Annotated in this window: 11 protein-coding genes; 5 read left to right on the forward strand and 6 right to left on the reverse strand. The window is 64.5% G+C overall.

Annotated features, from left to right (window positions below; all coding sequences use genetic code 11):
• The 4 genes from RT662_RS00545 to RT662_RS00560 form a co-directional block, all read right to left on the reverse strand.
• Nucleotides 1-390, reverse strand: a 390-nt coding sequence (locus tag RT662_RS00545; RefSeq protein WP_313668233.1) for a DUF3299 domain-containing protein, incomplete at its 3' end; no start/stop codon positions are given.
• Between the two features lie 9 nt (nt 391-399).
• Nucleotides 400-1,638: an FtsX-like permease family protein gene (locus tag RT662_RS00550; RefSeq protein ID WP_313668235.1), complete on the reverse strand. Its 1,239-nt coding sequence runs from the start codon at nt 1,636-1,638 to the stop codon at nt 400-402.
• Nucleotides 1,635-2,327: an ATP-binding cassette domain-containing protein gene (locus tag RT662_RS00555; protein ID WP_313668237.1), complete on the reverse strand. Its 693-nt coding sequence runs from the start codon at nt 2,325-2,327 to the stop codon at nt 1,635-1,637. Before RT662_RS00555 ends, RT662_RS00550 begins: the two co-directional genes overlap by 4 nt.
• Entirely contained in the window at nt 2,314-2,601 is a 288-nt protein-coding gene (locus tag RT662_RS00560) for a hypothetical protein (RefSeq protein WP_313668238.1), read from the reverse strand. The genes RT662_RS00555 and RT662_RS00560 overlap by 14 nt, the downstream gene beginning before the upstream one ends.
• A gap of 191 nt (nt 2,602-2,792) precedes the next feature.
• Between RT662_RS00560 and RT662_RS00565 the strand changes: the two genes are divergently transcribed.
• The 5 genes from RT662_RS00565 to RT662_RS00585 all read left to right on the forward strand — a co-directional run bounded on the left by RT662_RS00565 (nt 2,793) and on the right by RT662_RS00585 (nt 13,287).
• Nucleotides 2,793-5,204: a M1 family metallopeptidase gene (locus tag RT662_RS00565; RefSeq protein WP_313668240.1), complete on the forward strand. Its 2,412-nt coding sequence runs from the start codon at nt 2,793-2,795 to the stop codon at nt 5,202-5,204.
• Nucleotides 5,201-5,683 (forward strand): DUF6702 family protein, encoded by a 483-nt coding sequence (locus RT662_RS00570; RefSeq protein ID WP_313668242.1) that lies wholly within the window; start codon nt 5,201-5,203, stop codon nt 5,681-5,683. The genes RT662_RS00565 and RT662_RS00570 overlap by 4 nt, the downstream gene beginning before the upstream one ends.
• Before the next feature lie 217 nt (nt 5,684-5,900).
• The gene (locus tag RT662_RS00575; RefSeq protein ID WP_313668243.1) at nt 5,901-8,822 is read left to right on the forward strand and encodes a TonB-dependent receptor domain-containing protein; all 2,922 of its coding nucleotides are present in this window, start codon (nt 5,901-5,903) and stop codon (nt 8,820-8,822) included.
• A 24-nt stretch (nt 8,823-8,846) separates the two neighbouring features.
• The gene (locus tag RT662_RS00580; protein WP_313668244.1) at nt 8,847-10,430 is read left to right on the forward strand and encodes an amidohydrolase; all 1,584 of its coding nucleotides are present in this window, start codon (nt 8,847-8,849) and stop codon (nt 10,428-10,430) included.
• A 106-nt stretch (nt 10,431-10,536) separates the two neighbouring features.
• On the forward strand, nt 10,537-13,287 hold the full coding sequence (locus RT662_RS00585; RefSeq protein ID WP_409530119.1) for a M14 metallopeptidase family protein: 2,751 nt from the start codon (nt 10,537-10,539) through the stop codon (nt 13,285-13,287).
• A gap of 19 nt (nt 13,288-13,306) precedes the next feature.
• Here the strand turns inward: RT662_RS00585 and RT662_RS00590 are convergent, their stop codons facing one another.
• Together RT662_RS00590 and RT662_RS00595 are read right to left on the reverse strand one after the other, a co-directional pair.
• Nucleotides 13,307-14,032: a methyltransferase domain-containing protein gene (locus tag RT662_RS00590; RefSeq protein WP_313668246.1), complete on the reverse strand. Its 726-nt coding sequence runs from the start codon at nt 14,030-14,032 to the stop codon at nt 13,307-13,309.
• 25 nt (nt 14,033-14,057) lie between these two features.
• The coding region (locus tag RT662_RS00595) for a zinc-dependent metalloprotease (RefSeq protein ID WP_313668247.1) at nt 14,058-14,727 on the reverse strand (670 nt) is incomplete at its 5' end.

The following is a 14,727-nucleotide window of genomic DNA, read 5'->3' on the forward strand; positions in this document are numbered from 1 at the left end:
CACATCATAATTCATCGGCACCGCGCTGGAGACCTTCACCTCGATGAACTGCTGCGGGCCGGGATTGAGGTGGAAGGGGCAATCGGGCGGATAGGCCAGCAGCACGAAATGGCTCTGGCTGGCGCCTTTGCCGAGCGGCAGCATGTAACCGTTGATCTTCACCCGCTTGCCGGCCAGCGATTTCACCGTGGCGGGATAGACCGGCTTCACCGCGCCGGCCTTGGCAGCGGCGGGATCTTCCTTGGCGGCTTCCAGCACAGCCCATGGCACGCCGCCGGGCGGAGTGGGGGCCGGTTTCCAGATCGATTCCGATGGCTTCAGCGCGGTTTGCGCGAGCGCCGCCGGAGCAGCGAGCATGAGGACAGCGGTGATGACAACACGGGCGAGCATTGGTCCCTCCTATCGGGCATTTGCCAGCGTTTCGGCAATATCAGTCTTGAGCACACGCAAGGCTGGAATCAAGGCGGCAATCAATCCGATCCCCAGTGCGGCGGCGACAATCAGCGCTTCACCGGGGTGGAAGGCGAAGGCGTTCAAGCCCAGCGCGCGCAATTGTTCGATGCTGGCCGCCGCCATCCCGATCACGCCATGGCCGAGCAGCAGACCCAACGTGGCACCGGCACTGGCCAATATCAGCCCCTCGCTGGCCACCTGGCCGATGATCGCTGCGCGGCTGGCGCCGATCACCCGCAGCATGGCCATGTCGCCCTCCCGCTCCTTCAGCGCGGTGAGCAGCGCCACGAAGATGGACAGCCCGGCGGTGAGCATCAGCAGCACGGCAAAGGCGCGCACCGCGTCCAGCCCGACGCCGACCAGCGCCAACAGGCGGGAGACTTCCACGGCGGGCACGGCGGCCTGCAGATTGGTCTGGCGGTTGATGAAACCGGGCAGGCGCACCGCCGCAATCGGCGATCCGAAGCGCACCAGCACGGCTGTCACCTCTGCGGCACCGGCATGCTCGGCATGCGCCTCTTCGCTCTCGCCCCCATGATGGTCTGCGTGATGGTCTTCGCCGGGATCCTCGATGCCATGCACGCCCCACACGCTTTCAACGCGGGTCAGGATCAGCCGGTCGATCACCGTGCCGGTCGGCTTCAGGCGGCCCACCACGATGAACGGCGTTTCCTCGTGCTTCGGCCCATCGTCACCACTGCTCATGCCGTGGCCGCCCACGAAGCGCTGGCCCAGATTCGCGCCGGTGCGGGCCGCCACATCGGCACCGATCACCGCTTCCATCTTCGCGGCAAACATGCGGCCATCGGCAAGGCTGGCCCCCAGCAGCGCCGGATAGGCCGGTTCGGTGCCGACGATCCGGAACGAGCGGAAACTGTCGCCCAGCGCAAGCGGGATGGCTTCGGCGACGCCCAGCTGGCGGCGCAGCAGCACCACTGTGTCCAGCGGCACATTCCCGGTGGGGATATCGACATGATAGACCGACGACAGGATAAGCTGCAGCGGCGAGCCCTTGGCGCCGACCACCATGTCGATGCCTTGCGCATCCTTGTCGAAGCGGTTTTCCAACTGGCTGGAAAAGAGCAGCAGGATGACGAGGCTGGCAACGCTCAAGGCCAGCAGCAGGATGTTGAGCGCGGTGTTGAGGCCGCGATCCCTGAGATAGGCAAGGCTCAGCCCGATCATGCCGCCACCGGCGCCATCAGATTGAGCCGGTTGGCAAAACGGTGCGCGATGCGGCCATCGTGGGTGGCAACCAGCAACGTGGCGCTGGTGGCATCGGCCACGTCGAACATCAGATCGATCATGCGCGCGGCGTTGGCATCATCCAGCGCACTGGTTGGCTCATCAGCAACCACCAGCCGCGGCCGCGTGATCAGCGCGCGGGCGATGGCGGCGCGCTGGCCTTCGCCCTGCGATAGCTGGCGTGGCCGGGCGGCGGCACGGTGGGCAAGGCCAACCCGATCGATCATGCCGGCAATGGCAGCGCGGTCAACATGGCCCAGCGCCAGTTGCTGGGCCAGGGCCAGATTGTCGGTCACGCTCAAGGCCGGGATCAGCCGCAGCGTCTGGAACACCAGCCCGATGGTGCGGCGGCGCAAGGCATCTCGGGCTGCCGGGGGCAGGGCGCTCATCACCTCGCCAGCAACACTGATCGCGCCATGGCTGGGGGTGAGCAGGCCGGTGACGATGTTGATGAAGGTGGTCTTGCCCGAACCCGATGGCCCCAGCAGCAGGGCGTGGGCGCCGGGCTGCAGCTGCCAATCGCCGATGGCCATCACCGTGCGGCCATCACGGGCATGCGAAAGGCCCCTGGCTTCCACCAGGGGCCCTTGCGCGGTCTTCGAACGGGTCAGCGTGTCAGGGCTGGACATTGGCCACAGCAACCGCGCCGGTAGCAGCCTGCGCAGTGGCGACATCATCCTTCATGCCCAGCCGCTTCAGCATGGCAAGGCGTGCGGTTTCAATGGCTTCCTGGCGGCGCTGCTCGGCAATGCGGGCGGCGGCCTCGGCATAGGCGCCGGCATAGGGATCGGTGCCATCGGGGGCATAGTGGCTGTAACCCGGCATGCCATCAAAGGCGCAGGCGACAGCAGGGCCGGCCACGGACAGGGCGGCAGCGGCGGCAACAACGGCGATCAGACGCATGGAAAACCCCTCCCATCGACTCAGTCACGACACATTGTCACATTCGCGGGCTGGCGGCAACGCGGCTGACGGTGGGCAAATGCCGCAGTCTGCCGCCTGCGGTCGCGAGGGTGGCTTGCCAAGCCGGTGCGCACACGGCAATGGGCAGCCTTTCCGGCGGGAGGCCGGATGCTGAGATGAAGGGTGGCGGGATGCGCATGTTGGCTCGTGTGGTGGCGGGGGCGATGCTGGCCCTGATCGGTGTGGCAGGCCATGCCAGCCCGATCGTCCAGACCAAGGGTGATTTCGTCGACAAGTTCCGCCAGCTGGAAGGCGAAGATTGGCCGACCCCCACCGACACCCGCAACGCCGCCGGCGCGCCGGGCCATCGTTACTGGCAGCAGAAGGTGGATTACCGCATCACCGCCCGGCTGGATGAAGCCACCCGCACCATCAGCGCCAGCGAGACCGTCACCTATCGCAACAACAGCCCGGATGCGCTGAAGTATCTGTGGCTGCTGCTCGATCAGAATTACAAGCGCGATCACATTGCAGAGCGCGCCGAAACCGTTTCCCCCGGCGGCCAGATCAGCATGACCGATGTGCGCAAGGCCATGCGCTACAAGGAATGGGAAGGCGGCTTCAACAATCTGAAGGTCACCGACGCTTCGGGCCGCGCGCTGAAGTTCACCGTGGTCGATACGCTGCTGCGCATCGATTTGGCCGCAGCGCTGGCCAGCGGCGGCGTGGTGACGGTGAAGATCGATTTCACCCTGCCGATGCCGGAAACCCGCGTGGTGGGTGGCCGTTCGGGCTATGAATGCTTCACCAAGCCGGATCAGGATGGCAATTGCATCTTCCTTGGCGCGCAATGGTTCCCGCGCGCGGCGGTCTATTCCGATTATGAAGGCTGGCACAACAAGGCCTTCGTTGGCGGCGGCGAATTCACGCTGGAATTCGGCGATTATGATGTCAGCCTCACCGTGCCGGCCGATCACGTCGTCTCGGCGACCGGCGAACTGGCCAACCCGGATATCCTGTCGGCTGCCCAGCGCGCTCGCCTGAGCCAGGCCCGCACTGCCAAGGAACCGGTTTATATCGTCACCCCTGACGAAGCGCTGGCTGCCGAAAAGGGCAAGGCCAGTGGCAGCCGCACCTGGCGCTTCACCGCGAAGAATGTCCGCGATTTCGCCTTTGCCTCGTCGCGCAAGTTCGTGTGGGACGCGATGGGCGTCAAACAGGACGATGCCGCCGTGCCGTTGGTGATGGCGATGAGCTTCTATCCCAAGGAAGCCCGGCCGCTGTGGGATGCCTATTCCACCAAGTCGATCGCTCACACCATCGACGTCTACAGCGATTTCTCTTTCCCCTATCCCTATCCCACCGCGCAGAGCATCAACGGCCCGGTGGGCGGGATGGAATATCCGATGATGACCTTCAACGGCCCGCGCCCGGTGAAGGACAAGAAAACCGGCCAGCTCACCTATACCGAGCGTGCCAAATATGGCCTGATCGGCGTGGTTATCCACGAAGTCGGCCACATCTGGTTCCCGATGAGCGTCAACAGCGACGAGCGCCAGTGGACCTGGATGGACGAGGGCATCAACAGCTTCCTGCAGTTCGAAGCCGAAAAGCGCTGGGACCCGGTGAAGACCCGTGGCCGCGGCGAACCGCGTGACATCACCGAGTACATGATCAGTCGCGATCAGGTGCCGTTGATGACGCACAGCGACAGCCTGCTGCAGTTCGGCAACAACGGCTATTCCAAGCCCGCCACCGCGCTGGTGATCCTGCGCGAGACCATCCTGGGCCGCGAATTGTTCGATTTCGCCTTCAAGGAATATAGCCGTCGCTGGCGCTTCAAGCGGCCGACTCCTTACGATTTCTTCCGCACCATGGAAGAAGCGAGCGGAGTCGATCTCGATTGGTTCTGGCGCGGCTGGTTCTACACCACCGATCATGTTGACATCAGCCTCGACAAGGTGGTGCAGGCCCGGCTCGACACCCGCAATCCGGAAGTGGAAAAGGCGTGGGCGAAGGACCGCGACAAGACCGCGCCGACCCCGCTCACCGCGGTGCGCAACACCGAAGCGCCGATGATCGATCGTGATCCGAAAACGCGCGATTTCTATGATGAAACCGATCGCTTCACCGTGACCGCCAAGGACCGCAAGGATTACGAGGCCACGCTGAAGAAGCTGGAGCCGGAACAGGCTGCCGCCCTGGCGTTCAAGGACAATTTCTATCACTTCAGCTTCCGCAACATCGGTGGCCTGGTGATGCCGGTGATCCTGAAGCTGGATTATGAGGATGGCTCGACCGAAACCGTCCGCATCCCGGCCGAGGTCTGGCGCTACAACGCCAAGGCGGTGACGTGGCAGCATGTGACACCGAAGAAACTGAAGGCTGCCGAGATCGATCCGTTGTGGGAAACCGCCGACGCCGATCGCAGCAACAACGCCTATCCGCGCCGCATCGAACCCACCGTGCTGAAGGTGCGCGACGATCCGGCCGGCGGCGACAACCGCATGGCCGACAGCGAACTCGAAGTGTCGCCGGACAGCATCAAGACGCGCGCCGTGAAAAAGGACGAGAAGAAGGACAAGGACAAGGACGAGAAGTGAGGCGGCTGGCCGCGCTGCTGCTGGTGCTGGGGCTTGCGGCCCCGGCACTTGCGCACCGCGGCCACGCCAGCCTGGCGGTGGTGGAGATTGACGCCAAGTCCGGCGCTGTTGTCGTCACCCACCACCTGCAGGCCCATGATGTCGAACCGGCGCTGGTCGATATCGCGCCCGATGCGCAGCCCAGCCTGGATGATGCCGACGCGTTCAGGGCGCTGGTCGCCTATGTGGGCCAGCGTTTCCGCATCCGCGGTGTGGCGCTCAGCCCCGCCGGGCAGCGGCTCGACGGCGATATGGTGCAACTGCGCTATATCGGCCGCTTGAAGGGCAAGCCGAAGCAACTGCTGATCAGCGGTGCGCTGTTCGGCGAGACGTGGGACGATCACGCCACCCAGGTCAATATCCGCCGCGCCGGCATCACCCGTAGCCTGAATTTCGGTGCGCACGACGCGGAAAAGCCAATCGCGCTGCCGGGAAGTTGACGTCCCTGCGCGCTGTTGCCGCACCTGCGGCAGGCGCTCCCACTGCTCCCTACGCCAAAAGACGTAACGCCGTACGGCGCGCTGTCATGCATCTGTCATCGCCATCGTCAGGGGGAATCGGGTGCAAGGCGCGTGAACGCGCTCCGGCCCGATCCCGAAACTGACAGGGAAGGCAAGTTTCACCCGGTTGTGCCGGGCCATAATGGGGGTCTGATTGATGACGACGAAGAACCGCGCTGTTGCCGACGTCCGCCGCATGGCTCTGCTGGGCGGCGCCTCGCTGGCCGCAGCACTTGGCGCCTTGATGCCGTCGGCCGCCTTGGCCCAAGCGGCCCCCGCCGCAACTGCGCAGGCCGAACCGGCCGCCGAAGAGGCTGAAACCAGCGTCATCACCGTTACCGGTTCCCGCATCGCCCGCACCGGCTATGACGCGCCCACGCCCGTCTCTGTCGTCACCGAAGCCGAACTCAAGGCCGAACCGCAGGCCAATATCGGCGATTATGTGAACACGCTGCCATCGGTGCGTGGTTCGCAAAGCTCGTCCACCAACTCGGGCTCGCTGTCCAACGGCCAGGCCGGCATCGCCACCGTCAATCTGCGCAACCTCGGCGCTGCGCGCACGCTGGTGCTGATCGACGGGCAACGCTCGGTCGCCTCCTCGCCTGTGGGTCTCGTCGATACGCAAACCGTGCCGCAGGGCCTGATCAAGGGCGTTGAAGTCGTCACCGGCGGTGCGTCGTCGGCCTATGGATCCGATGCTGTTGCCGGCGTGATCAACTTCGCGCTCAACCGCGATTTCAAGGGTTTCCGCGCCGAGTATGAATTCGGCATCACCGATTATGGTGACACGCCCAACCACACGTTCCGCATCACCAGCGGCTTCGATTTCGCCGATGGCCGCGGCAAGGTGCTGCTGGCCGGCGATTATTTCACCCAGAAGGGCGTCGATACCTATGATCGCCCGTGGCAGGAAAGCGGCTTCTTCCAGATCGACAATCCGGCTTTCGTCGCCGGCAACGGCCAGCCCGAACGCCTGGTGGCCAGCGGCATCGGCACCTATCAGTTCACGCCCGGCGGCATCATCAATTCCGGCCCGCTGCGCGGCACCTATTTCGGCCAGATCAGCAATGGCCAGGCCAGCCTGAACCAGTTCACCTATGGTGCCACGCGTGGTCAGTGGATGGTGGGTGGCGATTTCCGGGTCAGCCGCGAAGGCCATTGGAACAGCAACAGCCTGTCGCCCGATGAAGAGCGCGGCAACGTCTTTGGCCGCGCCAGCTTCGAAGTGTCCCGCGCCTTTGTGCCCTTCGTGCAGTACAGCTATTCCGGCTACAACGGCCGCAGCTTCTACCAGCAGACGCCGTCCACCGGCATCACCATCCAGCGTGACAACGCCTTCCTGCCCACCGCGCTTGTCACCGATATGACCGCGCGCGGCCTGACCAACATCTCGATCGGCACCAGCAATGCCGGCTTCCCGGCAGCGGGCTCGAACAACACCCGCGAAGTCTATCGCTTTGTCGCCGGCGCCGATGGCGAATTCGAACTGGGCAAGGGCAACTGGAAGTACGCGGCTTATTATCAGGTCGGTATCGCCAAGACCAACGAACTGCTCACCAACACCTGGCTCAACAGCCGGGTCACCCTCGCGCAGGATGCGGTGCGCGCCCCCGCCGGCAATGCCGCCGGCATCGCGGCCGGCACCATCGTCTGCCGTTCGACCCTGACCGCCCCGACCAACGGCTGCGTGCCCTTGAACCGCATCGGCATCGGCGGCGTGACGCAGGCCGCGATCGATTATGTGTTCAACAACGGCCTGCAGCCGCAGCGCTTCCAGTCGCTGCGTCAGGACGTTGCGGCCCTCAATATCTCCACCAACGAACTGTTCGACACCTGGGCCGGCCCGGTCAGCTTCGCCTTTGGCGGTGAGTATCGCCGGGAACGTGTGGATGGCTCTGTCGATCCGCAGTTCAACTCCGGCTGGCTGTACGGCAACTACCTCGTCACCAAGGGCGCCTATGACGTGAAGGAAGCCTTCGTCGAAACCGTGGTGCCGCTGGCCAAGGGCCTGGATTTCAACGGCGCCATCCGCGTCACCGATTATTCCACCTCCGGCAGCGTCACCACCTGGAAGGCTGGCGCCACCTGGCAGGTGATCGATGATTTCAAACTGCGCGTCGTGCGCAGCCGCGATATCCGCGCGCCCAACCTGAACGAACTGTTCGCCCCCGGCACCGCCCGCACCAACACGGTGAACGTGCTGCAGCCCGGCGGCGCCCAGCGCACCGATCAGTTCCTCGAGCAGATTACCGGCAACTCCACGCTGCAGCCGGAAGTGGCGTTGACCTGGGGCATCGGCGGCGTGTTCACGCCCAGCTTCCTGCCCGGCTTCGCGGCGTCGGTGGACTATTTCGACATTGATCTTTCGGGCGCCATTTCCAACATCAGTGCACAAACCACCACCACCCTGTGCCTTGAACAGAACCGCCAGGATCTGTGCCAGTTCATCACGTTTAACGGCACCCCCGGCCCTGCCAGCCCGATCACCTCGATCAAGCTGGTGCCGTTCAACTTCGCTTCGGTGAAGGTGCGCGGGATCGATCTGGAAGCCAGCTACCGCTTTGATCTGGGCGGCGGCAAGGCGACGCTGCGCGCGCTTGCCAGCCATTATATCGACAACATCATCGATAACGGCATCGACGTGGCCCGCGACCTGGCTGGCCAGAATGCCGGCGGCGGCGATGCCACGCCGTCGTGGAATTACCGCCTGACCGCCAATTACGAGATCGACAGCTGGAGCTTCAACCTGGTTGGCCGCGGCTTCTCGGGCGGGGTGTATGATAACAATTTCATCGAATGCACCACCGGCTGCCCGGCGTCCACGCCGCAGGCCCGCACCATCAACAACAACCAGATCGCCGGCCAATGGTATGTCGATGCCTCGATCACCAAGAAGGTGAAGCTGGGCGGATCCAAGGTCGATCTGTTCCTGTACGTGCGCAACCTGCTGAACAGCGATCCGGTGCTGGTGGGCAATGGCCCGACCGGCAACAACACGCCGGCCTATCCCATGACAAACCGCAACTTGTATGATGTGCTCGGCCGCGTGTACCGCATGGGCGTGCGTTTCGAATATTGATAAGCCAACAGGGGGGCTTTGACGATGAAGACTGCCAAGATGATCGCCGCAATGCTGGCGGCAAGTGTGATGGCCAGCCCGGCGCTGGCGCTGGCCACGCCGGCCCAGAAGAAGCTGAGCGCCGAACTGGTCGACGCCCAGACCAAGCTGGCGCAGGAAATGGTGGACATGGTGTTCAGCTATGCCGAACCCGGTTTCCAGGAGCACAAGACCAGCGAATATCTGACCGCGATCCTCGAAAAGAACGGCTTCACCGTTGTGCGCGGCGCCGCCGGCATCCCCACCGCCTTCACCGCCACGTGGAGCAACGGCCCCGGCCCCAAGATCGCGCTGGGCAGTGATATCGATGGCCTGCTCGGCCTGTCGCAGTATCCCGGCGTCGTGCAGATGAAGCCGATGGTGGAAGGCGCCCCCGGCCACGGCGAAGGCCACAACAGCGGCATGCCGATGATGATCGTTGCCGCCATCGCCGCCAAGCAGGTGATGGAAAAGAACGGCATCAAGGGCACGCTGATGCTGTGGCCCGGCGTTGCCGAAGAACTGCTCGCCACCAAGGCCTATTATGTGCGCGCCGGCATGTTCAAGGATGTGGACGCGTCGATCTTCGCCCACGTTGGCCGCGATTTCGGCGTGAGCTGGGGCCCGGCCGGCAACAACGGCATGGTCAGCGTGGAATACACGTTCAAGGGCAAGACCGCCCACGCCGCCGGTCAGCCGTGGGACGGCCGCAGCGCGCTTGATGCGGTTGAACTGATGAACATCGGCTGGAACATGCGGCGCGAACATCTGCCCGTCACGCAGCGCAGCCATTATGTGATCACCGAAGGCGGCGGCCAGCCCAACATCGTGCCGGAAAAGGCCAGCGTCTGGTATTATTTCCGCGAAGGCAGCTTCGCCAAGATCCGCGGCCTGTATGAAATCGGCAACCGCATCGCCGATGCCGCCGCCATGGCCACCGATACCAGCGTCACCAAGCGCACCCTGGGCTATGCCGCGCCCAACTATGGCAACAAGCCGCTGGCCGAAGCGCTCTATGCCAACATCAAGACGGTTGGCCTGCCAAGCTGGAGCGAGGCGGACCAGGGTTTTGCCAAGGCCATGCAGCAGGCCAACGGCCAGAAGGTGGAGCCGCTCTCCACGACGCTGGCGCCGCTTTCGACGCCCGATCTGCGCGGCGTTTCGATGGGCGGCGGTTCGGACGACATCGGCGACATCATGTGGACGGTGCCCACCGTCACCATCCGTTTCCCGTCCAACATCCCCAACGCCATTGGCCACAATCGCCAATCGGCCATCGCCATGGCCACGCCCATTGCCCACAAGGGCGTGGTGGTGGCGGCCAAGGCTGTCGCCATGACCATCCTCGATCTGGCCACCACGCCCAAGATCATTGCCGATGCCAAGGCCTATCAGCAGGACGTGCAATTCAAGTCCGACAAGTATGACCCGCTGCTCACGCCGGAGGACAAGCCGGCGATCTGGCTGAACGCCGACATCATGGGCAAGATGCGCCCGCAGTTGGAGAAATTCTATTACGACCCGGCCAAGTACAAGAGCTACCTGGAACAGCTGGGCATCAATTACGAGGATTTCGCCAAGGTGAAGTGAGCCTTTGGTGAGCGCAAACGGGAAGGGCCGGTGCCGCAAGGTGCCGGCCCTTGACGTTTGAGCGCCACAGCGGCACCCACCATGGCGTTTGGGGAGAGTGAAGATGATGAAATCGCCTTGGCTTCTGGTTTCGGCCGCGTTGCTGGCCCAGCCGGCCGCCAGCTTCGCGCAGACCGCGCCAAAGGATTTTTTCAAGCAGCCACCCGGCACGGATTATTACCTCGCCAATTATACCGAGTACGAGAGCTATCTGAAGAAGCTGGCGACCGAGACAGACCGCATGAAACTGGTCGATATCGGCAAGTCCGCCGAAGGCCGCACCATGTGGGTGGCGATCGTCTCCACCCCGGCCAATCTGGCGAAGCTGGAAGACTATCGCACCATTGCCCAGCGGCTGGCCAAGGCGCGCGGGGTGGACGAAGCGCAGGCCCGGGCGCTGGCGGCGCAGGGCAAGGCGATCGTGTGGATCGATGCCGGGCTGCACGCCACCGAAACCGTCACTTCGCAGGGGCAGATCCAGGTGCTGCACCGCATGCTGACCCAGAACGATGCCGAAACCCTGCGCATGCTGGACGACTGCATCATCCTGTTCGGCCACGACAATCCCGATGGCATGGAGCTGGTGAGCAACTGGTACATGCGCCACGCAGACCCGAAAAAGCGGGAATTCGGCACGATACCAAGGCTTTACCAGAAATATGTTGGCCACGACAATAATCGTGACAGCTACATGGTGCAGATGCCGGAGACGGAGAATGTGAACCGGGTGCTGTTCCGGCAGTGGTATCCGCAGATCGTCTACAACCAGCATCAAACTGGCCCGGAAGGCATGGTGGTGTTCGTGCCGCCGTTCCGCGACCCGTTCAATTTCAACTATGATCCCATCGTGATGACGTCGCTGAACGAGGTGGGTTCGGCGATGCACTCGCGGCTGATCGCCGAAGGCAAGGCCGGTTCCGGCATGCGCAGTGCGGCGCGCTATTCCACCTGGCACAACGGCATGGAACGCAGCGTTGCCTATTTCCACAACAGCATCGGCCTGTTGACGGAAATCATCGGCGGCCCGACCCCCACCACCATCCCCTTGGTCCCGGCCACGCAATTGCCGCGTGGTGACGAAATGCTGCCGATCAGCCCGCGGCCGTGGACGCTGCAGAACACGCTGGACTATCAGTGGACGCTCAACCGCGCCGTGATCGATTATGCCTCGCGCAACCGTGAACGGCTGTTGTTCAACATCTGGCGCATGGGCGCCAACAGCATCGAAAAGGGCAGCCGCGACAGTTGGACGGTAACGCCATCGAAGGTCGAACGCCTGGCCAATGCCGCTCCGCTCAAGGAAGACGGCACCGATGGCGCAGGCCGGCCGCGCCCCGGCGGCCCCAAGAAGGTTGATCCCAAGCTTTACGCCAGCATCCTGCAGGCGCCCGAAGATCGCGATCCGCGCGCCTACATCATCCCTGCGGGCCAGCGCGATCTGCCCACCGCCGTCACCTTCCTGAACGCCCTGATCAAGAACGGCGTGGAGGTGGAACGCGCCACCGCGCCGTTTACCGCCGCCGGCAAGACCTATCCGGCCGGCAGCTTCGTGGTGCGCACCGCGCAGGCCTATCGCCCGCATGTGCTCGACATGTTCGAACCGCAGGACCATCCCAACGATGTGCCCTATCCGGGCGGCGCACCCACGGCGCCCTATGATGTGGCCGGCTATACGCTGGCCTATCAGATGGGCGTGGCCTTTGATCGCGTGCTGGATGATGTGCCCGGCAATTTCACCGCCGTGAACGATCTGATGCAGCCCCCCGCAGGCCGCATCACCGGCAATGGCAATGCCGGCTGGCTGATCGGCCACGAAACCAACAACAGCGCCATCCTCACCAACCGGCTGCTGAAGGCCGGGGCCAAGCCGGCCTGGGTGAAGGAAGCGGTGACGCTGGGCAACGACACGCTGGCGCCCGGTGCCATCTGGGTGCCGGCATCATCCGCTGCTGCTGGCATTGTCAGCAAGGCGGTGGTCGAACTCGGGTTGGTCGCGCATGCCGTTGCCAAGGCGCCGACCTCGCCAACTATCAAGTTGCGGCCGGTGCGGCTGGGGCTGGTGGATCATTATGGCGGGCTGATGACCGCCGGCTGGACCCGCTGGCTGCTGGAACAATATGAGTTCCCATTCGAACTCCTCTATCCGCAGCGCATCGAGGCCGGCAGCCTGAAGCGCAATTTCGATGTGCTGCTGTTTGCCGATGGCGCGCTGCCGGCCAAGGGCGCGTGGGGCAATGAACGCCCGTCGCCACAGCCCAAGCCGGAAGACACGCCGGCCGAGGTGAAGGCGATGACCGGCCATCTCACCGATCCCAAGACGACGCCCGCCATTGGCGAATTCCTGCGCAATGGCGGTGCCGTGGTCGCCATTGGCGGCTCGGCGCGCTTTGCCGAACTGTTCGGCGCGCCACTGGCGCTGGCGCAAAGCCGGATCGAGAATGGCGAAGCCCGGCCGCTGGATACCAAGGAATTTTTCATCCCCGGATCGGTGCTGCGCGCGCAAGTCGATCACCGCCAGCCGCTGGCCTATGGTCTGCCGGCGCAGGTGGACATTTTCTTCAATCGCTCGCCCACCTTCGTGCCCGCCAGGGGCGGAGGCACGGCAACGCCGGTTTCGTGGTTCCAGGGCCGATCCCTGCTGCGCAGCGGCTGGGCCGTGGGCGAGGAGCAACTGGCCGGAACCATTGCAGTGGCCGACATCGACGTTGGCCGCGGCAAGCTGTTCGTGATGGGCCCCGAAATCGTGCAACGCGCCCAGGCCTATGGCACGTTCAAGTTCCTGTTCAACGCCCTGCACTATGGCGGTGCGGAGCGTTGAATCGCGCGAACGATGCCCGTCAGTCTGCGATGACGAGGCGGTAGCCGGCATCATAGGCCGGCTGGTGTCTCAGTTCGCCATAGCGCTCTTCCCACGCGCCTGAACTCAGATCGTCGGCCAGCCGGGCCAGGCCATCCTCCAATCCCGGCAGCGCCCAGAATGACGAGCTGCCCGACCGGATGCGCGCATCGAGATAGGCTTCCGGCCGCCGCCAGTACGCATAGAGAAAACCATCCGTGCAATCGTGCGGCACCAGCAGCGGCTCGATGCGGACGGGTCCCAGCCAGCGCGCATAGTCCGCCATGGCCGGCATCTGGGCATCGTCCAGTCGGGCCAATTCGGGCAGATAATCGGTCAGCCACGGCCGCTGCGCCGGATCGAAGGTGAGCAGCACGATGCGCCCCTGCGTCACCCGCCGCACCTCGCGAAGGCCGGCTTGCTTGTCGGGCCAATGATGGATGGTCAGGATCGCCATGGCCGCATCAAACGCGTTGTCGTCAAACGGCAGCGCATCGGCGCTGGCCTGCACCACGGCCGCCGCCGGGTGGCGGCGCTTGCGGATCATTTCGATTGACGGCTCGACGGCGGTGACCTCGCGGTCAGTCGGCTCATAGGATCCGGTGCCGGCCCCGACATTGATGATGGAGCGCGCCGGCCCCAGCGCCTGCGCGATGGCAGCGGCAATCCGTGCATCGGGAATGCGCAGATCGGCATAGTTGATGCCTATGCTGTCGTAACGGGCCATGGCCGGCTGGCTTACAAAGGCGGCGTCACAGGGGTGGGCCGGGCGGCAGCGGGTTGCGGCTGCGCGGGCCCTTGCCCCACGGCACGCCAACCGATTTCGGCGCCTTGCCGGTCGGATCGGCGAGATAGGCAGTGATGTCGGCCGCCGTCTGCTTGTTGAACGCCGCGCCCAGTGCATCGCCGCCCTTCGCCGGCAGGGTCTTGGCCAGATCACCAAGCGTCTGCAACGCCAGCGCGCGGGCTTCCGGCGCGGTGGTGGACGACGCGCCCAGGATCATCAGGCCATCCAGCACCGTCTTCTGCACCACGCGCAGCAGGGCCGCATCGCCACCCTTTGCGTTCCAGCTCGCCGCCATCAGCGCGTTGATCAGTTCGGGCAGCGTCACGCCATCCGCGCCGCGCGCCTGCAGGCTCACCAACCGCGCCGCACGGTCGGGGGCGAGCAGGGGCTCCACCACCAGCGCGGCGGCAATGCGGGCGGCCTGTAACTGGTTGAACACCGGATCGTCCGACAGATCCTCCAGGTTGCGGCCCGGATCGGGGGTCAGTTCCGCCAGCAATTTCTCCGGAATCGCCAGTTCGGCCGGCTTCACACTTTCCAGCAGCAGCGCCAGCGTATCGCGCTGCAGCTTGGCCGGGATGGGGCTGGTGGCCGGGCCGGGTTCGCCCTTCACCTTGATGTCGGTATAAAGCCCG

Source organism: Sandarakinorhabdus sp. (assembly GCF_032115815.1).
In the GTDB taxonomy this organism is placed as follows: domain Bacteria; phylum Pseudomonadota; class Alphaproteobacteria; order Sphingomonadales; family Sphingomonadaceae; genus Sandarakinorhabdus.

What these genes read in the sequence shown, in the direction of transcription:
- RT662_RS00550 (WP_313668235.1), bottom strand. Translation starts at nt 1,638, where the DNA reads ATGATCGGGCTGAGCCTTGCCTATCTCAGGGATCGCGGCCTCAACACC.
- RT662_RS00555 (WP_313668237.1), bottom strand. Translation starts at nt 2,327, where the DNA reads ATGTCCAGCCCTGACACGCTGACCCGTTCGAAGACCGCGCAAGGGCCC.
- RT662_RS00560 (WP_313668238.1), bottom strand. Translation starts at nt 2,601, where the DNA reads ATGCGTCTGATCGCCGTTGTTGCCGCCGCTGCCGCCCTGTCCGTGGCC.
- RT662_RS00565 (WP_313668240.1), top strand. Translation starts at nt 2,793, where the DNA reads ATGCGCATGTTGGCTCGTGTGGTGGCGGGGGCGATGCTGGCCCTGATC.
- RT662_RS00575 (WP_313668243.1), top strand. Translation starts at nt 5,901, where the DNA reads ATGACGACGAAGAACCGCGCTGTTGCCGACGTCCGCCGCATGGCTCTG.
- RT662_RS00580 (WP_313668244.1), top strand. Translation starts at nt 8,847, where the DNA reads ATGAAGACTGCCAAGATGATCGCCGCAATGCTGGCGGCAAGTGTGATG.
- RT662_RS00585 (WP_409530119.1), top strand. Translation starts at nt 10,537, where the DNA reads ATGAAATCGCCTTGGCTTCTGGTTTCGGCCGCGTTGCTGGCCCAGCCG.
- RT662_RS00590 (WP_313668246.1), bottom strand. Translation starts at nt 14,032, where the DNA reads ATGGCCCGTTACGACAGCATAGGCATCAACTATGCCGATCTGCGCATT.